Origin of the sequence: Mesobacillus selenatarsenatis SF-1 (genome assembly GCF_000813125.1) — a bacterium.
Taxonomy (GTDB): domain Bacteria; phylum Bacillota; class Bacilli; order Bacillales; family Cytobacillaceae; genus Mesobacillus; species Mesobacillus selenatarsenatis.
This window is the reverse complement of sequence record NZ_BASE01000035.1, coordinates 60,472-84,207: the sequence shown is the minus strand read 5'-3', so window position 1 is coordinate 84,207 and position 23,736 is coordinate 60,472. Positions and strand designations below refer to the sequence as shown.

Genomic DNA, 23,736 nt, shown 5'->3' with positions numbered 1-23,736 from the left:
TATAGCTGTTGTACTATCACTAACAGCAAATGTATTAAGATTTCATGTAAGCGCTTTTTTGAACCAACTGATTTTCTCTGCTGCATCATTGATCCTGGTTGAGACTGCAGTATATTTTTATGGAAGTAATCAATTAAGCTGGACTATTCTTTTATTTATTGCGACTGCGGGTTATGCTTTTAAATTAATTGGTGGTATTGTGGCAGCCTTTATTAGTATTCTTATCGTTTATTTACATACAGAAGGATTCCCATTGGCAGTTCTCCCCGTTTATTTGGTAATCGGGGCGAGTGCCGGCTACATTTCGCTATATTTACTCAATAAAAAGAGAGACCACCATGACTGGATGTATATGCTCATGGAGCAATCTAAGCATTTACAGGTCTTTCGTGAAGTGAGCACAACGATGCAGGGCACTCTTCAGCAGGATCTGCTTTTGAAAGTGATCTTGACATCGGTTACAGCGGGCCATGGCCTTGGATTTAACAGAGCGATGATTTTTCTTGCCTCCAATGAAACTAAGTCCCTTAAAGGGATTGTTGGTGTTGGCCCTATGGATGTTAAGAAAGGCTATGAAGTTTGGGAAAAGATTTCTGAAAACAGACTAAAACTCAGTGATTTAATTGAACATAACTTTGACAGCAATTTTACCGACCCGGAGTTGAATGCTATTTTACGTTCGCTGGATATACCAATTGATGAACATAACATCTTTGGGTTAGCCTTATCAACTCAAAAACCAGTTATTGTTAATAGCATTTCAAAAGAGGATCCGTCACAGGTTTTAATTAAAGATTTGTTCCAAACTGAGGAGTTTGCAGTGATCCCGCTAATTAACCAGGGTAAGAATATCGGAATCCTGCTGATTGATAATATTGTTAATAAGAGACCGATTACCTTGATGGATACTGAAAATATCCTTCCTCTGGCGAACCAGGCTGCGATTGCTCTTGACCATGCTAATCTTTATGAACAAATTGAGGAAATGGCTTTACGCGATGGTTTGACAGGTCTTCTCAACCAACGGGCATTCCAGACTATTCTTAATGAATACTTCCCGGTTGAAGGAAAACGGAATAGTCCCCTTTCGTTAATCATCTTTGATATCGATTTCTTTAAGGTTTTCAATGACAAAAACGGCCACCTGCTTGGGAATGAAGTGTTGATGAAGCTGGCAAGAGTCATTGTTAATTCATTAAGGTCTGATGATTTTTCCTTTCGATTTGGCGGAGAAGAATTTGTAGTCCTATTGCCTGGCACCCTTCTTGACCAAGCTGAAATAATAGCGGAAACAATTCGATCGAACGTTGAGAAAGCAAGCTTTCCTGGTGAAAAGACACAGCCCAGCGGCACATTAACCGTGAGTATCGGAATAGCCTGTACGGACCATTCGGAAATAACCACTAAAAATGAATTGATAGAAGCTGCTGACCAGGCCCTATACAAAGCTAAAAGCGCAGGTAAAAATACGGTAGTTTCTTTTAAGGAGTTTGTGAACATTGATTGAACTGGCATTTATTCTTGCTACCCTTTTCTTTTTCATGGCTTCCGCTTTGACAAGCAGGCCCTTATATAATCTTTCACAAAAGCATTATTCCAACCGGGTTACTGCACATTATGGGTTCAAGGTATCAGAATTGCATTATTCCTATGACCAAATGATCTACTTTATCTCAATGCCGACTACTTTGCCATATATTAAGAATGCGTTAAAGGAGGACTTGGTTATTGAGCAAGATTATTCATCTTATTTTTTTCCCGTTCTTAAGGGTATCAAAATATCTTTAAAACAGAATGGAGAAAATATGTACCTTGCCTATTTGCCTATTGGGAACTTCCGTCTGCCACATCTCGATAAGCTGCAGCAGGAAGGCACTATTGATGAGCAGACATATTTAAGGATAAGCACCAGTAAGCTGCTTGATCCCGGCACATTGCAGGAAGTGCGCGAAGAGGTATATAAACAGCTTCAGGTGGGTCGCTATTAATTATGTAAGAGCCAGCATTGGGTGCCGGCTCTTTTACTTTTCAACTTCAGCAGTTGTTCCCTTTCGCTTTCTCAGGTCTTTATATATCCACTTTTTTAATAAAGTAGCCCAAAAAATCATGAATAAATGAATTGAATTATTAATAATAAAATGGCGGAAATTTCTTTTGGCGATTCCAGCTTTCATGATCAGAACATCCATTATCTTTGCGAAACTAAAAGCCTGTAATATTCCTTTCCATCCACTGTCGTTTTTAATCAACAATGCTGTTGCCATTGATAGAATAAACGAATAGGTTGGTGCAATTTTGAAGTGTTCTTTCCAGCTATGCCATCTTTCGAAACCAAATCTGAACTTTCTAAGTATTGATAAGGAGTACATTAGGTTCAGCCCATTTACCAGAATGCCAAGGAATAATGAGCTAAAATGGAAAACAGATGTTCCAATTCGAAGTTGTTGATACCAAAAATCATTTATGTAAAAAAAGAGTGGAATGAGGGTAACCGTATATCTCGTCTTCCACCAATTGTTTCTATGGATACCCATAAACAAGAAAAGCTTCTCGATTAGTCCGAAAAAAATAGCGAATAAGACTTTTCCTTTCAAACCAATTTTGAAAGATGTTATAAAAATGGCGGTGAATGGAATAAAAACTGCCTGGGACATAATTGCACCAAAAAAATTGTCCAAATCCTTATTTTTGAACAATTTAGGCTTGTAGCGATAAGCTTTCAAAAGACTCAAAATGAAGTATTCAAAAATAAAACAAAGACCCATTCCCGATAAAAGAGTGATGAGCATCTTCTTTCGGTCTTTATTCTTGTAGAATGCATAGATCATTAAAGAAGTGTGGATGACAAGGAGGATGAAAAACGGCATATAATGTTTTTTGTTCCTGTTCACAGTGCTCCTTCCACCTTCCCTGATTAAATATCTCTATTAAGATGGACTGATTCAAATATTAATATTCCAAAAGGAATGGAACAGGAAAAGCCCAATCAAATGATTGGGCCTGCATCATCAATTTAAATTCCCAATAAAATTAAGCTCATTGGCTTCGGATATACTAGAAGGGTTTTCAAGGATTCTTTTCACATCGTTTAGCGTTTCCTCGAGTTTTACGTCCTCTCCCTTCTTGCCAGTGTATGTTTCCGCTACAAAGAAAGGCTGCGTCAAATATGCCTCCAATTTCTCGCCTTGCTGATAAATTTGCGACTCGGCAGCTGGAAGGCGTTCGATGCCATGCACATTGACGATCGCCCGCAATTCTCTGTACCTGCGTAAAAGCTTTTGCGCTCTTTGTTGAATGCTATGGTGTACAGGGTCTAAATATGACCCTTCTAGGATGGAGGATGTTGAGTAGATTGGGTTGATTGCAGGGTATTTATGACGTGCTGCAAGGTCGGCATCGAATTGCCATAAAGTATCAAGAGGGCCATACGGAAGGTCTTCATCGACTGCCTCTCCTTTCAAATCCATCAGGAATGTCGTTACCTGGCTGATTCCTTTGTCATCGAAAGTTTCCTGTAATGTGAACATTTCACCTGATATTACACAGGATCTGTCGGCTGTAAGTACGTAATCTTTCTCTGTACCTTCTTTTAACATTACCTTATATGTCTCTTCGATATTGTTTGTAACGTAATCAACGTCATTCAGAATATCGTCAAGCTCTGGGTGATTCCCCTTCGGTTTAATAAGAATTGTGACATACCCTTCACTTTTCAGTCGGTAGAGCATCTCGGCAAGTACAACTAATTGACCCATTCCCGGCCGCGCAACCAGCCCAACAGTTCCGCCCTTGGCAATTGGCGCAAATAAGTCCAAAGTTTTAATGCCAGTTTTAATCATTTCTACACTCTCCCCTCTTAAAATTAGTTCATCCAAACTGCAACCAGCCAGCTCTGCCAAAGCGACTATCGTCCGTACCTCTGCCCTGCCGACCGGTATTTTTCCGGTAGACAAATTTGAAACGGTGGCAGGTCTCAGTCCTACAGATTTAGCTGCAGATGTAAGATTTGGCACCTTTTTTCTTAACAACGCAACATTAAGTCTAAGATTTTCCATTAATAGCACCTCCTTACTTTAGATAGTAAACTAAATTACTCTATAAAGCAATAAAATTAACTATCGAAAGTAATTATGGGTATTTTTTTAGGTGTTTAATAATTCAGGCAGGGTAAAATAAATGAATCAAAGAACTTGAAAGGAGTTCTCAAATGATTCCTATTGGTGTATCAAATCGTCATATTCATTTAAAAAGAGAAGATCTAGATCAGCTATTCGGTGAAGGATATCAGCTCACTACTGCTAAAGAGCTTTCACAGCCAGGGGAATTTGCCGCGAACGAAACAGTAAGAGTCATTGGTCCAAAAGGGGAATTTCCCGCAGTCAGGATTCTTGGTCCTTTAAGGAAGTTTACTCAGCTTGAAATTTCCAAGACTGACTCCTTTTCCCTCGGAGTAAAAGCACCATTAAGAGCTTCAGGGAAGATTGCAGGCACTCCAGGCATTAAGCTTGTCGGCCAAAAAGGTGAACTGGAAATTCAGGAAGGCGTCATTGTGGCAGAACGCCATATTCATATGACCCAAGCTGACGCTGCAAAGTATAATGTCAAGGATGGAGACTATGTAAGTGTTAAATCTGCCGGTGAAAGAAGCTTAGTATTCAATAAAGTACTCATAAGGGTGAAAGACTCCTACGCTCTTGATATGCACATTGATACTGATGAAGCTAACGCGGCTGGCCTGCGAACTGGCGACCAGGTTGAAATAATGAAATAAACATGGCCGGAACTGCTTTAAGAGCAGTCCGGCCAAATTCATTTGAACTACAGAGAACACTTACAGTCAAAAATCGGATTACTCCCACACTTCCTTGAGTGTAAGTCGAAACAATTCGTTAAGTTCTTTTGTAGGATCGTCAGATTTTCCACTGGAATTTTTTGCATAACTGGCAAGCAGTTCAATTTCTTGTTCTATGAACTCATTAAGAATCATGTTTTTCTCAGTTAAATAATGTTCCCCGCTTTGTTTCTTCCAAAGTAAGTCCTTCACTTCCCTTTTTACTAGTGAGTTTTCTAAAATACTTAAAAGTTCTATGAATTCGACTGGTGGTATTTGCTTATGTATTTGCAACCATTTTGCCGACAGGATTGACCTGAGAATATATAGATATACCTTCCCCCTCCACTCCTTGTTCTTTTGCATATCGTTGACATTTTTTGTTACAAGATTGAGGTGGTGGTTTATGTATGCTTTATGTGAAATGACAGTATCTTGCATTAACTTCAATTTTTCGGCCAGATAAGCATGATTACAATAAACATATTTTGAATTAAGCCATTCGAGCAAGGAAGGATTAGACTTCCGGAAAAGCCTTAGTGTTTTGATAAGTTCCCAGCCGACGACATCTAATTTGGGATCGACAATAATGGAAAGCGGATCTTCTTTTGGTATTTCGATAAAATTCTTCTGCTGATCAATCGATAAATACCAATCTTTTTTATGAATATAAATGAAACGGATATCATAATCACTTTCTTGTGAAGCAAATCCCAGCGCTCTGCTCCCGGCGTCACATGCATAAAGTATTTTTACCTCATATTCTTTTTCAATTTGATTTAATACAGTTATGATCTGATCCTTCATATTCAGATTTGCCCCTTTCATCACTTACACTTAATAGTTTGCCATCAATCGTAAAGGGTATAAAAGAATATACTCAAAAAAAGGAGGCCAAAATAATGAATGACAAGCAATCAAAAGGCGCATTTGACCAGGTTAAAGGTGAAGCTAAAAAGCAATTCGGGAAACTGACCGACAATGAATCTATGGAAGCTGAAGGCCGCCTAGATAAGGGTAAGGGAAAACTGAAAGAAACAGCTGGTGATATGAAAGAAGATGTATCACGTGCATTTAACGACTCGTCCAGAAATTAATAAACGTTAATGTGAAAAGCCTTTGCTGAAATAGCAAAGGCTTTTTAACTTTGTAATAAATTATACAATTTTCTCACTCAGATTAGTGTCTTGCTCCAGCGTCTAGCCAGTTTCACCCCTGAAATTAGCTTCCCAGAGCATCTGGCGAGAAGCGTTAGCTTTAACTGCTCGAGGCGTTTCGGGACTGACCAAGACGCTTACGCTTTTTTTAATCTAATCAATATTATTCTTGTTTTTCCCTTTGACGAATCGATAGGCCAAATACGCTACATAGAGCGGAGTTGCGATATAAATCAAGTAAGGAAATTGGCTGTAGGTCCCTTTCCAAATGACGAACAGTAAAGAACCAAGGAATATTGTCACGATTGTTCCATACTTAGGGAGCGGTACTTCCTTGAAGCTTGGAATCCTGATTCTGCTTACCATAAGGAAACTCAGTGCCGTAAAGACAAATGTAGTAACGATATTCGGAATCAAGTCACCAAATAAAGTGAGGATGGCCATAATTCCGCCAGCTGCAGTAATAGGCACCCCAATAAAATAATTAAGCGAAGATTTATCAGTACTTATATTGAACCTCGCCAGGCGATAAGCTCCGAATAACGGGAATAGTCCCGCTACCATCAAGCCCCATAGTCCAAATTGGTAAAAGTATGTATAATAAACCAGGAATGATGGTGCTACACCAAATGTGACGATATCCGCCAGTGAATCAAGTTCCTTTCCCAGCTGGGTGTCCGCTTTCAGCATCCTCGCCAGCCTTCCGTCCATGCTGTCCAACATCATGCCGATTAAAATTAAAATGGCTGCATTGTTAAATTGGCCATTAGCCGCAAATCCAATTGATAGAAAACCGCAATACAGATTCCCAAGTGTGAACATATTGGGAATCATTTTTGTAAACCGCATCAGTTGTCATCACTCTCCGAACTTTTTCTAATTCTGCTTATGCCTATTTTTACCCCAGTCAACTAATAATCATGTTTATTTTATTATAGAATCGACGAAAATATAGTTTAACTATATCATTTTTTCTCATTCTGAATAGAGGTTAACAAGAAAATTCTTAACTGAAATTCAAAGATTGTATCTGCATGGAAGTAATTTGTCAAAAAGGCTATTAAAATGATTCATCAAATTGTATACTAATTTGGGGCTGGTGAATTATGATCAATAAGAACTTGCGTAAACTAAAATTTCTTCTTATAAAGTTATTTAGAATAAAAGAGAACGCACATAATGTATCTCTAGGGTTTACCCTTGGTTTTTTAATCCACTTCATCCCATCATTCGGCATGGGGCCTATACTTTCGACAGTGGGTGCCAAGCTCTTCAAAGGGAATCCGATAGCCGGTTTCATTAGCGGTGTAGCACTCATTTGGCTTTTCCCGTTCTTATTTTATTTGAATGTCGTAGTCGGTGAAACCCTTTTCCCTTATGGTATCTTTCCTTCGGCAGCGGGTATGCCCTCTCATGGTTTAGATGCCGGGATCCATTTAGGTGCAGTTTTTTTTATAGGCATGATCATTAATATCATACTTTTCGGGATGGTTGTATACTATCTCATTTATACAATTTTGAGAAAATACCGGTTAAGTTTTCTTACTATAGTAAAAAATTGGGAAATAAAGAAATAAGGAATGGAAAAAGCAATGCGCTTCCCCGTTCCTTATTTTATATCCTAGATGACTTCGAGGAATTCTATTACCTCTTTATCCGGACCCAAATAAAAGATCGTCTTCCAGCCGTTGTCTAAGGTATATGGGCCCTCAAAAGAATGATATTCTCTATCCAGCATTTCCTGCATTTTTTCATCAAGGTTATCCACCTCGAAGCAAAAATGAGTCTTTTCACCAATCTCTCCATCTGACTTTTTCTGGGACAATTCAAGCCTAAAGCCATTCTGTTCCAAAAAGATCATTTCTTCCTTCTCAAAAAGTATTCTGCGGCTTTCATTAAAACCAAGAAACTCTTCATAAAATTTTTTTGAAAGTGTCAAATCGTTTACTTCAAGTGCAAAATGATGGAATCTCATTCTATTCTTCCCTCTTTCATTTAGATAATCAGATTTATATCACCAAATTCATGCCAAAGATATTTTTGTTCAATCGCGAGATTATAAGCTTCTAAGAGCTTAATCTCATCAACGAAGGCAGCAAGCATATCCAAATGACTTGCCTTTGGTTCATGAAACCCTGTTATGATTCCATCAACAAGCTGCAGCTCATAATCCGAAGTGATATACAGATTAGTCCATCCTTGAATAGTTGAATTACTGGCTGCTGTTTCAAGTGCGCGAACAACAGTAGTCCCAGCTGCGATTACCTTTGCTCCAGAATCTTTTGCTTTCAGTATTGCCTCCATATCTTCCTGTCGAATAGAATATTCTTCGAAGTGTTCTTCTGGTGAATGGACAAATTCATCATCGAGAAAATAACTAAGGCCGGTATGAAGCTGCAAAAACGCCAATTTAACTCCTTTTAGCTGCAGCTTTAACAGGAGTTCCCAGCTGAAAGCCCGACCTGCTGATGGCATCTCGACTGACCCTGGCTGACTTGCAAACACAGTCTGGTAATAATCCAGGTTCCACGCGTGATGAATATATTCATATCTTATCGGTTCACCCGTTGAGTAGATTTCATTGTATAGATCTTTACCTTGTAGGTTGAACTGGATCATCTTTAGCGGGGACTTAAATACTTTTCCAATTACATTCGCCTCTAAAATTTCCGAGAACTTAAAACAATCTCCTGATTTTACATTTGTTGCTACGATCAAGACTTCCCATTCGGAGTCATTCTTTTTCCTGGCAAGCCGCATTTCTACGTTCGTGCCAATCACCTTTCCGTTTCGGTGCAATGTTCCTTTCAGAATTGCAGGAATCGTTCTGCTATTATTCAGCACAAGTATATCCCCTGAATTTAGATATTTTTCTATTTGATTAAATTGTTCGTGCACTACATTACCCGTTACTCTGTCCAACACCATCATCTTCACCTGATCCCTGCGCAGTCCTCTCCTTTCTGGTGGATGAGAGGCGTTAAGAGAAGGTGGCAGAGAAAAACCATGAGGATGTATCTTTGTTTCCAACTGCATCATCTCACCTCCCGACTAAACTCTTGTGCCTTGAATCGTTGTCCATTGACTTCTTTTGATTCTTCTGAAGCAAGGAAAAGAAAAACATCGACAACATCGTCTGGTTGAGCTAACTCATAATCACAATCTGGTACTGCAAGAGAATGCATTTTCGTATCCATCTCTCCAGGATCGACCATATTCATTCTTATTCTTGTTCCATTTAGTTCATCTGCCCATGTTTCAGTCATTCCTTCGACAGCAAATTTTGAAATTCCATAAGCTCCCCAGCCCGCATATCCAACATGGCCAGCTTCTGAAGTTACATTTATAACTGATCCTTCACCCTGAATAAGCATGACAGGAAGTACCCTTCTTGTTATCAGGAAAGGGCTGATGCTGTTCACCTTGATGACTTCAGCAAAATCCTCCTCCGGATAATCCATCAGTAGTGGCATTGGACTTGGCCCCAGTATCGAGGCGTTATTGATCAGAACATCAATTCGTCCGAAAGTTTCAAGTGTCAGGGCAACAAATTTTTCGGCTTCGCGCGGTACCGATACATCAGCTGTTATTGCCAGCACCTCTGCCCCATATGATTCCGCTTCTTTTTTTACTACTTCCAGTTCTTTTTCCCTTCGAGCGCAAACAGCCAACTTCGTGCCTTGCTTGGCGAACCTTAGCGTCAGTGCTTTTCCTAACCCCTGTGTTACGCCTGTAATCATTACTACTTTATTTTTTATCATCTTCAACTTCCTCCTTAGTTTTCTTCTTGTATTTATCTTAAGATATTGAAGAAAACCATACCTCATCGAGAAGCTTGATATTTTCTACGACTTTAGTCTGAAGGAAATAAACTGACCTTTACTTAATTGTTTAAAAATATGAAAAAGGCTGCAAAATAGCAGCCTTTTTCAACGATCAATCCTGTATCAGGTATACAATTGCTTCATACGGCTTCAATGAAATGGCAGATCCGTATTCTGTGTTTGCTTCATAATTTGAAATTAATATTTCATTTTTCTTGCCTTGCAGGTCAGCCGGAATATCAAAGCTCTGATCTTCATTTGTGAAATTCAATAAGACAAGTAGTTTTTGCGATTCCAGTGTTCTTGTATAAACATAAATACTCTCATCCTCGGGAACCAAGATGTCATAGCTGCCATGAACAATGACCGGGTGTTCTTTACGAAGCTGGATTAGCTTTCGGTAATAGTGGAAAATAGAACTTTCATCTTCCACAGCCTGCTCTGCATTAATGGCTGTATAGTTTGGATTTACCTGAAGCCATGGAGTACCAGTCGTAAACCCTCCATGCTCGCTGTCATCCCATTGGAAAGGCGTACGGGCATTGTCACGTCCTTTTACATAGATTGACTCCATCACCTTCGCAGGATTTTCTCCATTTTGATTCACTTTTTCATTGTACATATTGAGAGTTTCAATATCCTTGTAATCTTCGATGGAATCAAATCGTACATTTGTCATCCCGATTTCTTCACCTTGATAAATATAAGGGGTTCCTTTTAACATATGAAGAAAAGTTCCAAGCATTTTCGCTGACTCCACACGATATTCCTTGTCATCACCGAATCGAGAAACCATCCTTGGCTGGTCATGATTATTGAGGTAAAGGCTGTTCCAGCCAATATCTTCGAGTCCCTTTTGCCATTTTGTGAAGTTGTTTTTTAAATCGGTTAGCTTAAGGGGTTTAAGATCCCATTTCCCGCCTGGGCCTGAATCCAGGTCCACGTGCTCGAATTGGAAAACCATATTCAATTCATTTCTAGAATCATCGGTGTAAAGCTTAGCTTCTTCTACATTGGCACCAGGCATTTCACCTACTGTCATTACATCATATTGAGCAAGTGCTTCCCTATGCATTTCCTGCAGGTAATCATGAATTTTAGGACCATTCATGAAGTATCTGCTTCCAGAAACATATTTTTTCCCTTCAGGATTTGGCGCATCAGGAAGGCCATCTACTTTCGAAATGAAATTGATAACATCCATCCTGAACCCATCTATGCCCTTGTCCAGCCAGAATTTCATCATCTCATGCACTTCCTGGCGAAGTTTAGGGTTTTCCCAATTTAAATCCGGTTGTTTTTTACTGAAAATATGCAGATAGTACTCTCCGGTATTTTCATCAAACTGCCAGGCGGAACCGCTGAATGTTGACTGCCAGTTATTCGGTTCTTTCCCATCCTTGCCTGGTCTCCAAATGTAATAGTCACGATATGGATTATCTTTGGATTTTCTAGACTCTACAAACCACTCGTGTTCATCAGAACTGTGGTTCACGACAAGGTCCATGATCAGCTTCAATCCTCTGTCATGCATTTCTTTTAGCAGAAGCTCCCAGTCTGCCATCGTTCCGAAATCATCCATGATATCACGATAATCGCTGATATCATAACCATTATCATCATTTGGTGACTTGTATACAGGTGAAAGCCAAATAACATCAATTCCAAGATCTTTTAAATAGTCAAGCTTAGAGATAATTCCAGGAATATCGCCGATTCCATCGCCATTGGAATCCATGAAGCTTCGCGGGTATATTTGATAAATGACTGATTCTTTCCACCAATGTTTTTTCAAAAAAACCACTCCAAACTAATTTCTTTAGTAAAGGCTCTCTTCTTTAAATTTTGATTGTTAATTCATATCCCATTCGTAAATCTCCCCAAAAGGCCCCCTATTTCAGGATGAATAAGGATATTAGAATGAGTCCTAAAACAACATTATGTGACGACATTCTTAGTAAACGTTTACGTATCATATAAGATTAACTTTTTCACACTTTCCCGTTCAATAACAGAGTGAGCTATAATCCTGCTTTCAACTCTTCTACCCTGGTTCATCATCGTAAATAGCATTTCTGCTGCAACAATACCCATTTCTTCCAAGGGCTGAGCTACTGTTGTAAGTGGCGGAATCGACATCTCTGCAATCGGCAAATTATCATAGCCGATTATGGAAAGGTTGTCGGGTATTTTAATGCCAAGCTTATAAGCGGCTGATATCGCTCCAAGGGCCAATGCATCGCTGGCGGCAAATACAGCTGTCAAATCCGGTGATTGTTCAAGGAGTTTCGGTAAACCGGTTAAACCATCATGAAATGAAAATCCATTTGAATGGATTATATTTTCATCTTTAATGGCTAGTCCCCTTTGAGCTAACGCTTGCTTATAGCCGTCTATTCGCGGCTGGCCAGCTATTATGTCATCTTTATTCCCACTGATCATTCCGATTTTACTATGCCCCATTTTTATCAAATAATCAGTCGCGGTGAAAGCGGCATGCTTATCATCAACTTTCACGTAAGGCAAAGGATATTGATAGGATTCAGTCGAGATAAGGACAACCGGTATCTGCATTGACTCAAGCTTTTTATAATACTCTTCAGTTATCATTTCACTAACAAACAGGATACCGTCCACCCTTTTTTCGGTTAAAAGCTGTAAGTACTTCATCGTTCTCTGTCCATGTGACGCCGTATTGCAGACAATCACGCTGGAATTGAGACAATGGGCTGCTTCTTCAACACCTCGAAGGATCTTGGAAGAAAATTGGCTCGAAACTTCTGGGAAAAGGATTCCTAATGTATTGGATTTATTACTGATTAAACCGCGGGCGAATGCGTTTGGCTGGTAGCCTAGCTCTTCTATCGCAAGATGAACTTTTTCTTCTGTTGCTTTTGAATACCCGCCCTGACCATTGAGGACCCTTGATACAGTAGCAATCGAGACATTTGCAAGTTTTGCTACGTCTTTTATTGTATAACTCATTAACTACCAAACCCTTTACGTAAACGTTTACGTTTCCAACTTAATAATATTATGATTTTAGTCTAATATCAACCTTGTTTCGAATAAAAGTTGATTGAAGGGTTCTATTTAAAGAAAAACTTGAAGGCCGAAACCTTCAAGTTTACTTTAGTTACTACTCTGATTTTCTTTCACTTTTGCTGGCATTGGTCTTTCATCTGTGAAGATCCCGGATAATACATCACGGTCAAATTTACTGCGATCTTCCCCCATACCGGCCAAAGTATTAGCCATTGGCAGCTGTTCAAGTTCTTTTCCTCTTGGCAATGTAGACACCTCCTGTATATAAAGTTCCTCTTTTCGCTTTCACTAACACAGATAATTCATGAAGGTATTCGGGAGACATCTGGTGAATTAATAACAATACTACATTTATTAGGGTGATTAAAATGAAAATTGGATTGTTACGCCATTTTAAAGTAACATTGGGCTATCCAAGTAAGCTTGTTACCTCCCAGGAGCTTCTTATTTGGCAACAGGAGTATAATGAATCCAAAATCGAGGAAGTTGATATTGATCATCAGGGACAAAAGTGGAGCAAATGCTACTCAAGTGATTTAGAGAGAGCGAAAATTACTGCATCAAGGGCTTTTGAAGGAAATATTATTTTTTTGGAGGACCTGCGGGAGATGTCGCTTTACCCAGTCATCCATACTGAAATGCGCCTTCCTCTCTGGCTTCATGTCACTTTAATAAGGCTTGCCTGGTTTTTGGGACATAAATCACAAAAGGAAAGTAAAAAAGAAGTAGTCTCGCGTATTAACAGAGTTTTGGATGAAGCAATAAATCATGGTGAAGATTTATTGATTGTTGGGCACGGAGGAATCATGATGTTCATGAGGAAGGAGTTACTGAAAAGAGGATTTTCAGGCCCGAAATTTAACAGACCTGAAAATGCAAAAGTATATATTTTTGAAAAAACATAACTAAAGGCGCTAAAATTGAAGCGTCTTATTTTATAATTGAATACATTTTTACGTCATAATGGGCACCTTTGATGAAGATGAATTTTCTTAAGATGCTCTCAAATTTCATTCCAGCTTTTTCCATAACACGCTCTGAACTTTTGTTTGAAACAAGGGCTTTTGCCTGAATCCTTACTAAATCCATTTCATTCATTCCGAATCTTATCAGCTCTTTGGCTGCTTCGGTAGCAATTCCTCTTCCCCAATAGTCCATTGAGAGCGCGTAACCGATTTCTGCAGTTTTATGCTGTGGCTGCCAGGAAACAAAGTCAACGGTGCCAATAAGTTTGTTGTCCTTCTTATATTGGATGCCCCACGGAGCAATTTTCCCTTCTTCATACAGAGCAAGAATCATTTTCACATATTCCACAGTCGCCGCTCTTGTTTCATGAGCTTCCCAGAAGACATATTTTGATACCTCAGGATTGGATGCATAAGTATGTATATCATCAATATCCTCTAGACTGATTTTCCTTAAAATCAGTCGCTCCGTCTCAAGCTTCGGCAGATTCCTATAAATATCTTCAATTTGCAATTAAGTCACTCCAGACATTTTTGAATATAATCATTATTTTACTCTAACGGTGTATAAATTACATGAATGATTTGAATAGGTAATGGAAAAAGTAACGACGAGTCATCTATAACAGGAGGTTCTATAATGGAGAATACCCACGAATTTGTTCAGAAGCTTCATGATAAACAGAGGAAAGACGAACAAAATAGAAAGCGGCAGGGAAAAGAAAATCCAAGCGACAAGCTCCCAAATAAACAACATTAAATTAAAAGCGCAAGCGCCTTGGTCAGCCCCCACGAGCGCAGCTTGGACACTAAAATAGACCGCAGATATGCGGTCTATTTTAGTGTCTACTACCTGCTCCTGCGGTTTCTTGGACCGCTACTTTTTGTTGTTCGACCTCCAGGTGAACTGGAGTTGCGTCTCTCTCTTCCAGCTCTTTCCTGATTAGGTTTTTCTGTAGTAATTCTTCTTGATCTTTCGTCACGTGCACCGGTTGAAGGCTTTTCCATTCTTCCTCCACCTGAACGAGGGGAAGTTGATAGCTGTCCTTCTGGAGAGCTTCTTCGTCCACGTTTTGATGATGGCAGTTCTCTATCTCTGCGGCCCGGGCCATCGTAACGTACTTCACGTCTATCTTCTGTCCGTCTCCGGGAAACCGGTTCTTTTCCTATCTTTTCGCCCCTGTGGTCTCTTTCGGGCTTCCTATCGTCTCGTCTTCTGGATCTGGTATTCTTTCCTTTGTAATCACCTGATCTCTGCTTGCTTTTATTATCGGCATTATATTCATCTGTTTGGGATTCACCTTTTTTGGCATTCCCCATGTTTTTCTTTTCGATTCTTATATTGAGCTCTGTTTCAATCTGATCCAACAAAGGTCTATCTTTTGGCGAATAAAACGTTACCGCGAGCCCCTCACTTCCTGCCCTGCCCGTACGGCCGATTCGATGGATGTAGCTTTCTGTATCCAGAGGGATGTCATAATTAAAAACATGTGTGACACCTTCAACATCAAGCCCCCTGGCCGCCACATCCGTAGCAATCAGATATTGAATTTTTGCTTCTCGGAACTTTTTCATGACCTGTTCCCTTTTTGCCTGGGAGAGGTCTCCATGCAGCTCATCACAATTAATTTGATTCGCTTTCAAAGCGTCATTCAGCTTGCTAACCCTTCTTTTCGTCCTGCAAAAAATCACACCTAAAAACGGCTGATACAGTCTAAGTGATTCAATTAAATCATTTTGTTTTGCCCTGTCGGTTGTGCTAATAGCAATTTGTTTGATGTTTTCTAGCGGTGCCTGGGTTTTCTCAACCTGGATGTATTCAGGCTTGTACATATGTTGTTTAGCCAACCTTTTGATTTCGTCCGGCATTGTCGCAGAAAAGAGTAAGGTTTGCCTTGTTTTTGGTGTCTGCTTGACTATTTCTTCAACCTCGTTCAAGAAACCGATATGAAGCATTTGATCTGCTTCATCAAGTACAAGAAAAGCTGCTTTGGAAAAATCGACTGTTTCCCTGCGGATATGGTCAAGCAATCTTCCGGGAGTTCCGATGACAATATGGATGTTTTTCTTAAGCTTTTTAAGCTGTGATTCGACATCTTGACCTCCATAAACAGCAAGAACATTTATTCCATCTTTTCCGTCAATTAGTTTTTTAACTTCATGGGTAATCTGCAACGCAAGCTCTCTTGTAGGTGTAACGATCAATGCCTGTATATGTGATTTCTCGATATCGATTCGCTCCAGGATCGGCAGCACGAAAGCAAAGGTTTTTCCTGTACCCGTCTGTGACTGCGCAATAACATCCTTCCCATTGAGCAATAACGGTATTGCTTTCGTCTGAATTGGTGTAGGCTCGGTAATTCCCTGTTGGTTTAGTGTTTCTGCAAGCTGTTCTGAAATACCTAAAGTTCTAAAGTGATTCAAATTCAATCCCTGCTTTCTTTAATAGGCTGGATTATACCAACCATCCTTCTAATTATTGCTTTTTAAGCAAGAAAATATCAAGTTTTGCTTTTCATATTTTCAGGATTGCTTGTTATTCCTTGGCCAGGAATTTGCACAATATAAAACATTTGTAACAAACCGCCATAATTAGCGGCGTGTTCCAATATTAGGCAGGAAGAACTGTAATTTTTTTTGGAAAATACGTCTTTCGTCACACGAAACATCTAAACCAAACACTCCTTTGTGTTCAATTTTCAGAATCCTTTAACTTTTCTATTAACTTTTATTGTTTTCTCTTTTACACTATCTCTTACCCTCCCACATACATAAAAATGCTAATAGTACTAGTTTAGTCATGGCAGGGAATATCAGTGAAACAGGAGTGTGTAAGATGGAAAAGAAAAAATTAGTAATCCCTATGTTATTATCAACAGCGTTAATGGTAAGTCCATTGGTCGGTTCACCGGTTAAGGCAGTCCAAACACATCATGTTTCAAACACCATTTTACAGAAAGGTCTATCTGTAAAACAGCCAAATCCATCCATTTACATGAAAGCAGACAAAGGTGCAAAATTAGAGCCTATAGAGTTTGTGGAAGAAAATAAAGCTCAGCTTAAACTGATAAATCCAGGTCAAAGCCTCAAGGTTAAAAGTGAAGAAAAGGACAAACTGGGTATGAAACACATGAGGCTGCAGCAAACAATCAACGGGGTGCCTGTTGAAGGTGCAGAGATGGTTGTACACTATAATCAGGATGGTTCTGTTAAATCGGTTAATGGTCAATATAACAATGCTGTTGCAGGTAAAAACATCAACATTCAGCCTGATATTTCGGCTGAGAATGCTCTTGATCTGGCTAAAGATTCAGTGTCGGCACCTGGCCAACTCGAAACTGAACCTGAAACCGAATTAGTCGTTTACCCTTTTAATAATGAAGATTACTTAGCTTATAAAGTGAATGTGAATTTCTTAGGTGAGCAACCAGGAAACTGGTATGTTTATATAGATGCTAAAACCGGCAACATTGTGGATAAGTATAACGCTTTGATGCATACAGGAGAATACTCAGCTTCGAAAGGTTCTGGTCTGGGAGTGAAAGGTGACCATCGCGTTCTGAATATTTCACATCAAAACGAAGCAGGTTCAAAACAAGGTTCCACCTTCTACCTTTATGACAGTTCACTTGAGAATGCGGAAGGTATTTTCACCTATGATTTCAAAAACCAATGGCGTTCAAGCTCTACAAGGCTTCCGGGTGACCTTTTCGCTTCTAAGGATGCTGCCTGGACAAGTGACTACGAACGTGCTGGTGTAGATGCACATTATAATTCAGAAAAGGTATACAACTACTTCCTGAATGAGCATGGACGTAATTCAATCGATGGGAAAGGAATGGCTATCGTTTCGACAGTCCACTACGGGGACAAGTACAATAACGCATTCTGGAACGGCTCTCAAATGACGTATGGTGACGGGGATGGCGAGTTCATGATTTCCCTTTCCGCTGGCCTGGATGTCGCTGCCCACGAAATGACACACGGGGTGACGAATACTTCTTCCAACCTCAAATACCGTTTCCAGTCTGGCGCACTGAATGAAGCATTTTCGGATATTTTTGGTGCCCTGATTGATGCGGATGATTGGGAGCTTGGTGAAGATATCATGGGAGAAACAGCTGTTGAAAGCGGCCGTGATGCTTTAAGAAGCTTAAGTGACCCTAGCCGGTTCCCTGTGGGAAGTGCTTATGTAGCCTATGGGAATGGCGAAGGAATGTATCCAAAGCATATGGATGAGTATTATGACCTTCCAATGAATCTCGACAATGGCGGAGTTCACATTAACTCTTCAATCATTAATCACGCAGCCTATTTGACAGGCGAGCAAATTGGCAAGCACAAACTTGGACAAATTTATTACCGGGCTCTTACTGTGTATTTGACTCCGGATTCTAACTTCAGCGATGCTCGGAATGCCCTTCTCCAGTCAGCTGATGACCTGTATGGAGCTGACAGCTCCGAATATATTGCAACTCAGGCTGGACTTGATGGTGTAGGAATAACTGAATAAACAATAGGAAATTAATTGAGTCTGGCCCTCTGCGGTATTTCATGCCGCTTTATGGGTCAGGCTCTTTCTGTTTGGGTAAAATAATATATGTGGATTTTCATATTTGGCTGTGGTACGATTTACTAATTGAAGAATAGGAAGTGATTATTAGTGATTAAGATTGAGCTACCAGCACCAGATGTAGTCGTTACACGAAGCAAACAATTAGGTGAAAAGGTTGAAGCGGTCATCAGCAGTGAATATGGTTTTACGGATTACCACCGGATCCCAAGGGATAAAGGCGGAATCATCTTGTTTTTCAACGCCGATGATGAATTGATGTTTGTTGGGAAAGCGCGTAAACTCAGACCTCGCGTTAAAAAACATTTCGAGGATAATGTATCCCCCATTAAAAACCATCGACATGAAGTCAACAAGATTGCTGTGATTACCGTGGTAGATCCGATAGACAGAGAAATCTATGAAACCTATGCAATCAACGTACTTAAAGCTAAATATAATATCGATAAGGTATTTTATAAATAAGAAGAGCCTGATTTCAGGCTCTTTTATTTACTTGGCTATCTTCGTAAAGATTGTTGTTAAAATCCTAAAGCCGATTTTAACGTAATAAAAAGCCATTTTGCAGGTCGGTATTAAGTTTGCATGCTCTTTTCTCTTAAAAAGAGTCAACTTTGCTAAGAAAAATGGGTTTTAATCCTAATTTGTGTTCAATAGCAACAAAGTTTGAGAAAAGAGGATTATTACTTAAACCATCCTTTTTCCTTTGACTGAGTGATTGCTTCAATCCTGTTGGTGACTTGAAGCTTATCGAGGATCGTAGAAATATAATTTCGGACTGTGCCTGTCGTAATACTGAGTTGACCCGCGATTTCCTTCGTATTTTTCCCATCGGCGACAAGCTCAAGTACTTCCATTTCTCGATCAGTCAGCGGATTTTCTTCACTATATACATCGTCCATAAGTTCGGGTGCGTAAACGCGCCTTCCCCCCATCACGCTGCGAATCGAACTTGCAAGCTCCTCAGATGGACTATCCTTTAGCAAATATCCGCTCACACCAGCTTTCAGTGCTCGCTGAAAATATCCAGAACGTGCAAACGTCGTTAATATAATTACCTTGCATCCTTGCCCTTTCAATTCTTCCGCCGCTTCTAGTCCAGTTTTACCCGGCATTTCGATGTCCATAACGCAGATATCCGGCTTTAGCTCTTTTGCAAGCGCGACAGCTTCCTCGCCATTGCTCGCCTTGCCCACGACTTCCATATCATCCTCAAGACTCAACAGGGAGCCTAATGCCCCCAACAGCATGCGCTGATCCTCCGCAATGACAATCCGAATCATATAAGGTCCTCCCTGCCAAATTGTTTTAATACCTTTGGTATCTTGATTAATAGTATCGTGCCGTCTTCTGAAAATATATCAAGGGTGCCATTCACGAACTCGAGACGTTCTCTCATGCCATGAAGTCCACTGCCTTTATATAGGTCCTCATCTGTTATATTCCCTACCCCATTATCACTTACTACTGCAACCAGCTCCTTCTCTGTTTGCTTTATGGAGATGCTGCAGGTTGATGCTTTACTATGCTTTACTACATTCGTGACTGCTTCCTTTAAACACATGCTTAGGATATTCTCTGACAGCAAGGACACATTGTTGAGATTGAATTCCTCTTCATCCCCGATAAACTTGATCTCAGCAGCCTTTAACATTTGGCTGACATGTACCAATTCGTCGCGGAGCCGGATCCCCCTCATTTCGGCAACCATTTTTCTCACTTCATTAAGTGCGGTCCTCGCCGTTTGCTGGACATCCTTCAATTCTTCTTTTGCAAGTTCTGGATCTTTATTGATTAATTTCCGTGCTAAGTCACTTTTGAGTCCTATCAGGGAAAGTTTTTGACCGAGAGTATCATGTAAATCACGGGCAATCCTCTGTCGCTCCTCTATTTTAACCAGATCTGAAATCCGTTTGTTCGCATCCTCAAGTTTCTCTTCCAGTTCTCCTCTTTCATTTCTGTTATGGATACTAAACGGAAGTAGTATGACACCGATCCAAACAATCACAATGATTGGCAGCTGTCTGATGAAAAAGTCTTCCTTAAGGACAATTTCAAAGTTAATGACGATCGATGTCCCTATAAGATGGATGAAATATAGTACAAGGAATGGGAGCCGGTCTTTGATATTTCCAATAAAATATGCGATAAAAAACGCGAAATATATGTAACTGAAAAGACTTGCCGATGCTATTGAAATTCCGATTAATATACAAGTCCATAGATATACTGTCCACCCTTTTGAGACAAAGGCCACCCAGTATACGAGAAAGAACAATAGGGTCAGGATGATGCCGACCACTTTGCCGATTGTTGTTGGCAACTGCCATATGAAGTAAAAAGGCAATATACCAAGGATCGTCCATATGTATGGTGAAATGCCGGTACTTCTAAGCGAATTAAAAAACTTTTTAATCATATCAGAACCTCTGCTTTTATACATTTATACGTTTATTTTAACACAAGAAAAATTTGTCAGCTTACAAAAAATTACTCCCCTTATATCAGGATGGATAGGATCCTGATGCAAGGGGAGTTGGGTTTATAGTTCGGGCTTCGTCTGAGTCGTCAATTTACTGTTTCGCTCATATGCTTTCATTTCCTTGAAGCTGATAAACTGCTTATTCCGTTCATCCCATAAACGGAATTTCAGGGATGTCAAGCTTGTAGAAAGTGTTATTGTCGGTACATTCTGCAACGGCTTCGTATTCTTGTGTACCTCTTCAAGCTTATAGTTTGGAACCCTAGGGCTTAAATGGTGTACATGGTGGTAGCCTATGTTGCCAGTAATCCATTGGAGCACTTTAGGCAGCTGATAATAAGAGCTTCCTTCTACCGCAGCTCTCACGTATTCCCAATCCTTATCAGCTTCGAAATATGAATCTTCAAATGTATGCTGTACATAGAATAGCCAGATGCCCAACATCCCAGCAATGAAAAAGATTGGTCCCTCTACCATCACGAAAGCTTTCCAGCCAATTGCCCATATAAGCAGGGCAGAAATCCCTAAAATCAATACATTAGTAAGATAGGTATTCATTCGTTCATTAAGTCTTGCACCTTTTCGATTGAAACGGTTGGTAATCAATACGAGATAAATAGGTCCCAATACAAACATGACAAAAGGATTGCGGTACATCCTGTAAGCAAGCTTCTGCAAAAATGGTGCAGCCATATATTCATCAACTGTCATAACCCAAATGTCTCCCGTGCCACGTTTGTCCAAATTACTGCTCGTTGCATGGTGTACGGAATGTTCATGCCCCCACTGGCTATATGGGAATAGCGTCAATACTCCAGTCAATGTGCCAACTATTTTGTTGGCTTTACGATTTTTAAAAAAGGAATGGTGTGTGCAGTCATGAAAAATAATGAAAATCCTAATCATAAATCCAGCAGCAAGAACAGCAAATGCCAGTGTCAGCAAGTAGGAAATTGCAAGGCTCTGGTAAGCCAAGAACCAAAATGCCAAAAATGGCACAATCGTATTCAGCATTTGAATGATACTATCTTTAATGTTAGAACTTTCATAAGGGGCGACCTGTTTTCTAAGTTCTTTTGCGTTGTGAGTTGTCATCTTGATATAAATTCCCCTTTCGGATATGTTAGTTAACCAAATTATAAATAAGGGAAATGATTCTGTGCAGTAGCAGGTGTCATGCATGACATATGACAAATGTCATGTTTCGATCAAACCCTTCCTCAAAACCCTGATTTATCAATGTATTTTTCATTAAGACCAGGTGATAATATTTGTTGATATTTTTTATACAACGCTAAATAGTGAAAACTTTTCTAAATATCCATAACCTCCTTCAACTAATAAAGCTTATTTTTCATCTGAAAAATTACCCGACTTATCCAATATCAAACGCAAAAATTCGTTTTTCACTAAAAATTTTTGCTATTTGCCACAAAATCTTTTGTCTTTTTTATTCTTATTGAATATTCCTCCAACCACTCGAAATATTTGCCCTCATTACAAGATCTTTCTAAGATCTCCTGTACTGTGGGAGGATAGGGATTACTCCTTATATGAATAGCCAGTTTATTTAACACCTTGCTGTAATCCAGTGACTCACATTTGGCCATCCACATAAGAATCGTTTCACTCTTTAATGTTACAAGTGGATAACAATTTTCAATGAGGTTGAGGACCTTTAACGCTTCTATCTTCGTCATATGCATGCTCCTTTTCAGGGAAAATCCACAGTATTAGATTTTTTCCATGAATGCTAGAAAGATACATTGTTCATGTTCAAAATAATTTTTTAACTGTAATATAGTAAAAAAGACAGTTAAGAAGGTGAACTATTTGAAAACAGCCATTGTAACAGGCTCCTCTAGCGGATTTGGTGAACTAATCGCCATCGAATTGGCTAAATCAGGTTACCAGGTGATCGCAACAATGCGAGACCTCAATAAGAAAGAACACTTGCTAAAACTAGCATCCGCTGAAAATGTGTCAGATAAGATAACTGTTTTCCCACTGGATGTTACGATGCAAGAATCAATCGAGAAGTTCAAAGTGTTTGTGAAATCCCTTGTTTCTGTAAATGTGCTCGTCAACAATGCGGGATACGCTCAGGGTGGATTTTCTGAAGAACTTACAGTGGATGAATATCGAAGTCAATTTGAAACGAACTTCTTTGGGGTCATTGCCGTCACACAGGCTGTCCTTCCTGTCATGCGTAAGCAAGGAGAGGGTAAAATCATTAATATGAGCAGCATCAGCGGCAGATTTGGATTCCCTGGATTGTCAGCCTACGCTGCTTCGAAACATGCGCTTGAAGGATACAGTGAAAGCTTAAGGCTGGAGCTAAAACCCTTTGGAATTGATATAATTCTTATCGAACCGGGTTCTTACAAAACAAATATTTGGCAAAGTATTGAAAATATACCTTTGCTCAATGGCTCGCCATATGAGTTGCTGAAGGTTTCAATAATGAAAACATTAACAGCCGGGCAAGACTCCTATGGAGATCCAGTGGAGGTTGCCAGACTTGCAGCGACGATTGCTTCAAATGAAAACACACCAAACCTAAGATACCCTATTGGAAAAGGGGTCAAGACCATGATTCAGTTAAAGAACTATCTCCCTTGGAAAACAATCGAAAGAATCGTATTGAAAAAAATAAAGTTATAATGGGCCCAGCGGCTAAATTCATATTTTGAATGGATGAGCTCTGCATAAGGAGGTGCTTAGCAATTATAAGTACCCTTATGAGGATCCTACATACGAATTAATCTTAATTGTACCCTTATGGACCAAGAACGCTGCATAAGGGTACGATCCTCGAAGCCCCCACACAAATACAAATTTTTCTCTCCCCACTGCGCT

Annotated in this window: 26 protein-coding genes; 10 read left to right on the top strand and 16 right to left on the bottom strand. The window is 39.7% G+C overall.

What is annotated here, in order from left to right:
* Positions 1–58 precede the first annotated feature (58 nt).
* Both TY49_RS08010 and TY49_RS08005 read left to right on the top strand, forming a co-directional pair.
* Complete coding sequence (locus tag TY49_RS08010) at positions 59–1,507, top strand: GGDEF domain-containing protein (protein ID WP_156972633.1); 1,449 nt, start codon at positions 59–61, stop codon at positions 1,505–1,507.
* A complete protein-coding gene (locus tag TY49_RS08005; protein ID WP_041965381.1) occupies positions 1,500–1,988 on the top strand; it encodes a hypothetical protein in 489 nt (162 codons plus the stop codon). The genes TY49_RS08010 and TY49_RS08005 overlap by 8 nt, the downstream gene beginning before the upstream one ends.
* Before the next feature lie 33 nt (positions 1,989–2,021).
* On the opposite strand, the gene TY49_RS08000 is transcribed toward TY49_RS08005, so the two are convergent.
* Positions 2,022–2,891 (bottom strand): hypothetical protein, encoded by an 870-nt coding sequence (locus tag TY49_RS08000; RefSeq protein ID WP_041965380.1) that lies wholly within the window; start codon positions 2,889–2,891, stop codon positions 2,022–2,024.
* A gap of 117 nt (positions 2,892–3,008) precedes the next feature.
* Entirely contained in the window at positions 3,009–4,055 is a 1,047-nt protein-coding gene (locus tag TY49_RS07995; protein WP_041965379.1) for an ATP synthase beta subunit C-terminal domain-containing protein, read from the bottom strand.
* Positions 4,056–4,207: 152 nt separating this feature from the next.
* On the opposite strand from TY49_RS07995, the gene pduL reads away from it, so the two are divergent.
* Complete coding sequence (pduL, locus tag TY49_RS07990; protein ID WP_041965378.1) at positions 4,208–4,771, top strand: phosphate propanoyltransferase; 564 nt, start codon at positions 4,208–4,210, stop codon at positions 4,769–4,771.
* Positions 4,772–4,849: 78 nt separating this feature from the next.
* On the opposite strand, the gene TY49_RS07985 is transcribed toward pduL, so the two are convergent.
* Positions 4,850–5,638 (bottom strand): nucleotidyltransferase domain-containing protein, encoded by a 789-nt coding sequence (locus tag TY49_RS07985; RefSeq protein WP_041965377.1) that lies wholly within the window; start codon positions 5,636–5,638, stop codon positions 4,850–4,852.
* A 95-nt stretch (positions 5,639–5,733) separates the two neighbouring features.
* Here TY49_RS07985 and TY49_RS07980 point away from each other — a divergent pair, with 95 nt between their 5' ends.
* Positions 5,734–5,928 carry a CsbD family protein gene (locus TY49_RS07980; RefSeq protein ID WP_041965376.1) on the top strand — a complete coding sequence of 65 codons (195 nt, stop codon included), beginning with the start codon at positions 5,734–5,736 and terminating at the stop codon, positions 5,926–5,928.
* 213 nt (positions 5,929–6,141) lie between these two features.
* On the opposite strand, the gene pssA is transcribed toward TY49_RS07980, so the two are convergent.
* Positions 6,142–6,837 carry a CDP-diacylglycerol--serine O-phosphatidyltransferase gene (gene pssA / locus TY49_RS07975; RefSeq protein ID WP_041965375.1) on the bottom strand — a complete coding sequence of 232 codons (696 nt, stop codon included), beginning with the start codon at positions 6,835–6,837 and terminating at the stop codon, positions 6,142–6,144.
* A gap of 257 nt (positions 6,838–7,094) precedes the next feature.
* On the opposite strand from pssA, the gene TY49_RS23890 reads away from it, so the two are divergent.
* Positions 7,095–7,565, top strand: coding sequence for a DUF2062 domain-containing protein (locus TY49_RS23890; RefSeq protein ID WP_084135424.1), 471 nt, complete (start codon positions 7,095–7,097; stop codon positions 7,563–7,565).
* A 44-nt stretch (positions 7,566–7,609) separates the two neighbouring features.
* On the opposite strand, the gene TY49_RS07965 is transcribed toward TY49_RS23890, so the two are convergent.
* The 6 genes from TY49_RS07965 to TY49_RS24945 all read right to left on the bottom strand — a co-directional run bounded on the left by TY49_RS07965 (position 7,610) and on the right by TY49_RS24945 (position 13,103).
* Positions 7,610–7,963, bottom strand: a complete 354-nt coding sequence (locus tag TY49_RS07965) for a VOC family protein (protein WP_041965374.1) — start codon at positions 7,961–7,963, stop codon at positions 7,610–7,612.
* A 20-nt stretch (positions 7,964–7,983) separates the two neighbouring features.
* Positions 7,984–9,027: an S-adenosylmethionine:tRNA ribosyltransferase-isomerase gene (locus TY49_RS07960; RefSeq protein ID WP_232310413.1), complete on the bottom strand. Its 1,044-nt coding sequence runs from the start codon at positions 9,025–9,027 to the stop codon at positions 7,984–7,986.
* Entirely contained in the window at positions 9,024–9,749 is a 726-nt protein-coding gene (locus TY49_RS07955; protein WP_041965372.1) for an SDR family NAD(P)-dependent oxidoreductase, read from the bottom strand. Before TY49_RS07955 ends, TY49_RS07960 begins: the two co-directional genes overlap by 4 nt.
* Before the next feature lie 175 nt (positions 9,750–9,924).
* Positions 9,925–11,607 (bottom strand): glycoside hydrolase family 13 protein, encoded by a 1,683-nt coding sequence (locus tag TY49_RS07950; protein WP_041965371.1) that lies wholly within the window; start codon positions 11,605–11,607, stop codon positions 9,925–9,927.
* A 170-nt stretch (positions 11,608–11,777) separates the two neighbouring features.
* A complete protein-coding gene (locus tag TY49_RS07945; RefSeq protein ID WP_041965370.1) occupies positions 11,778–12,797 on the bottom strand; it encodes a LacI family DNA-binding transcriptional regulator in 1,020 nt (339 codons plus the stop codon).
* A 147-nt stretch (positions 12,798–12,944) separates the two neighbouring features.
* Positions 12,945–13,103, bottom strand: coding sequence for a hypothetical protein (locus TY49_RS24945; protein WP_041965369.1), 159 nt, complete (start codon positions 13,101–13,103; stop codon positions 12,945–12,947).
* Positions 13,104–13,225: 122 nt separating this feature from the next.
* Here TY49_RS24945 and TY49_RS07935 point away from each other — a divergent pair, with 122 nt between their 5' ends.
* The gene (locus TY49_RS07935; protein ID WP_041965368.1) at positions 13,226–13,762 is read left to right on the top strand and encodes a histidine phosphatase family protein; all 537 of its coding nucleotides are present in this window, start codon (positions 13,226–13,228) and stop codon (positions 13,760–13,762) included.
* A 25-nt stretch (positions 13,763–13,787) separates the two neighbouring features.
* Here TY49_RS07935 and TY49_RS07930 read toward each other — a convergent pair whose 3' ends face one another.
* Positions 13,788–14,336 carry a GNAT family N-acetyltransferase gene (locus tag TY49_RS07930; protein ID WP_041965367.1) on the bottom strand — a complete coding sequence of 183 codons (549 nt, stop codon included), beginning with the start codon at positions 14,334–14,336 and terminating at the stop codon, positions 13,788–13,790.
* 126 nt (positions 14,337–14,462) lie between these two features.
* Here TY49_RS07930 and TY49_RS07925 point away from each other — a divergent pair, with 126 nt between their 5' ends.
* On the top strand, positions 14,463–14,582 hold the full coding sequence (locus tag TY49_RS07925) for a DUF4023 domain-containing protein (RefSeq protein WP_041965366.1): 120 nt from the start codon (positions 14,463–14,465) through the stop codon (positions 14,580–14,582).
* An 89-nt stretch (positions 14,583–14,671) separates the two neighbouring features.
* Here TY49_RS07925 and TY49_RS07920 read toward each other — a convergent pair whose 3' ends face one another.
* Positions 14,672–16,246 (bottom strand): DEAD/DEAH box helicase, encoded by a 1,575-nt coding sequence (locus TY49_RS07920; protein ID WP_041965365.1) that lies wholly within the window; start codon positions 16,244–16,246, stop codon positions 14,672–14,674.
* Positions 16,247–16,658: 412 nt separating this feature from the next.
* Between TY49_RS07920 and TY49_RS07915 the strand changes: the two genes are divergently transcribed.
* A complete protein-coding gene (locus tag TY49_RS07915) occupies positions 16,659–18,335 on the top strand; it encodes a M4 family metallopeptidase (protein ID WP_041965364.1) in 1,677 nt (558 codons plus the stop codon).
* A gap of 150 nt (positions 18,336–18,485) precedes the next feature.
* Positions 18,486–18,860 carry a nucleotide excision repair endonuclease gene (locus TY49_RS07910; protein WP_041965363.1) on the top strand — a complete coding sequence of 125 codons (375 nt, stop codon included), beginning with the start codon at positions 18,486–18,488 and terminating at the stop codon, positions 18,858–18,860.
* Positions 18,861–19,078: 218 nt separating this feature from the next.
* On the opposite strand, the gene TY49_RS07905 is transcribed toward TY49_RS07910, so the two are convergent.
* The 4 genes from TY49_RS07905 to TY49_RS07890 all read right to left on the bottom strand — a co-directional run bounded on the left by TY49_RS07905 (position 19,079) and on the right by TY49_RS07890 (position 22,577).
* Positions 19,079–19,678, bottom strand: coding sequence for a response regulator transcription factor (locus TY49_RS07905; RefSeq protein WP_041965362.1), 600 nt, complete (start codon positions 19,676–19,678; stop codon positions 19,079–19,081).
* Entirely contained in the window at positions 19,675–20,814 is a 1,140-nt protein-coding gene (locus TY49_RS07900; RefSeq protein WP_041965361.1) for a sensor histidine kinase, read from the bottom strand. The genes TY49_RS07905 and TY49_RS07900 overlap by 4 nt, the downstream gene beginning before the upstream one ends.
* 123 nt (positions 20,815–20,937) lie before the next feature.
* Complete coding sequence (gene desA, locus TY49_RS07895; RefSeq protein ID WP_041965360.1) at positions 20,938–21,972, bottom strand: Delta(5) desaturase DesA; 1,035 nt, start codon at positions 21,970–21,972, stop codon at positions 20,938–20,940.
* A gap of 314 nt (positions 21,973–22,286) precedes the next feature.
* Positions 22,287–22,577 carry a replicative helicase loader/inhibitor gene (locus tag TY49_RS07890; RefSeq protein WP_041965359.1) on the bottom strand — a complete coding sequence of 97 codons (291 nt, stop codon included), beginning with the start codon at positions 22,575–22,577 and terminating at the stop codon, positions 22,287–22,289.
* A 133-nt stretch (positions 22,578–22,710) separates the two neighbouring features.
* Here TY49_RS07890 and TY49_RS07885 point away from each other — a divergent pair, with 133 nt between their 5' ends.
* Positions 22,711–23,541 (top strand): SDR family oxidoreductase, encoded by an 831-nt coding sequence (locus tag TY49_RS07885; RefSeq protein ID WP_232310412.1) that lies wholly within the window; start codon positions 22,711–22,713, stop codon positions 23,539–23,541.
* The last annotated feature ends 195 nt before the right edge of the window (positions 23,542–23,736 follow it).

What these genes read in the sequence shown, in the direction of transcription:
- TY49_RS07890 (WP_041965359.1), bottom strand. Translation starts at nt 22,577, where the DNA reads ATGACGAAGATAGAAGCGTTAAAGGTCCTCAACCTCATTGAAAATTGT.
- desA (WP_041965360.1), bottom strand. Translation starts at nt 21,972, where the DNA reads ATGACAACTCACAACGCAAAAGAACTTAGAAAACAGGTCGCCCCTTAT.
- TY49_RS07900 (WP_041965361.1), bottom strand. Translation starts at nt 20,814, where the DNA reads ATGATTAAAAAGTTTTTTAATTCGCTTAGAAGTACCGGCATTTCACCA.
- TY49_RS07945 (WP_041965370.1), bottom strand. Translation starts at nt 12,797, where the DNA reads ATGAGTTATACAATAAAAGACGTAGCAAAACTTGCAAATGTCTCGATT.
- pssA (WP_041965375.1), bottom strand. Translation starts at nt 6,837, where the DNA reads ATGCGGTTTACAAAAATGATTCCCAATATGTTCACACTTGGGAATCTG.
- TY49_RS07925 (WP_041965366.1), top strand. Translation starts at nt 14,463, where the DNA reads ATGGAGAATACCCACGAATTTGTTCAGAAGCTTCATGATAAACAGAGG.
- TY49_RS07955 (WP_041965372.1), bottom strand. Translation starts at nt 9,749, where the DNA reads ATGATAAAAAATAAAGTAGTAATGATTACAGGCGTAACACAGGGGTTA.
- TY49_RS07965 (WP_041965374.1), bottom strand. Translation starts at nt 7,963, where the DNA reads ATGAGATTCCATCATTTTGCACTTGAAGTAAACGATTTGACACTTTCA.
- TY49_RS07905 (WP_041965362.1), bottom strand. Translation starts at nt 19,678, where the DNA reads ATGATTCGGATTGTCATTGCGGAGGATCAGCGCATGCTGTTGGGGGCA.
- TY49_RS07980 (WP_041965376.1), top strand. Translation starts at nt 5,734, where the DNA reads ATGAATGACAAGCAATCAAAAGGCGCATTTGACCAGGTTAAAGGTGAA.
- TY49_RS07995 (WP_041965379.1), bottom strand. Translation starts at nt 4,055, where the DNA reads ATGGAAAATCTTAGACTTAATGTTGCGTTGTTAAGAAAAAAGGTGCCA.
- pduL (WP_041965378.1), top strand. Translation starts at nt 4,208, where the DNA reads ATGATTCCTATTGGTGTATCAAATCGTCATATTCATTTAAAAAGAGAA.
- TY49_RS07960 (WP_232310413.1), bottom strand. Translation starts at nt 9,027, where the DNA reads ATGATGCAGTTGGAAACAAAGATACATCCTCATGGTTTTTCTCTGCCA.
- TY49_RS07915 (WP_041965364.1), top strand. Translation starts at nt 16,659, where the DNA reads ATGGAAAAGAAAAAATTAGTAATCCCTATGTTATTATCAACAGCGTTA.
- TY49_RS23890 (WP_084135424.1), top strand. Translation starts at nt 7,095, where the DNA reads ATGATCAATAAGAACTTGCGTAAACTAAAATTTCTTCTTATAAAGTTA.
- TY49_RS07985 (WP_041965377.1), bottom strand. Translation starts at nt 5,638, where the DNA reads ATGAAGGATCAGATCATAACTGTATTAAATCAAATTGAAAAAGAATAT.
- TY49_RS07935 (WP_041965368.1), top strand. Translation starts at nt 13,226, where the DNA reads ATGAAAATTGGATTGTTACGCCATTTTAAAGTAACATTGGGCTATCCA.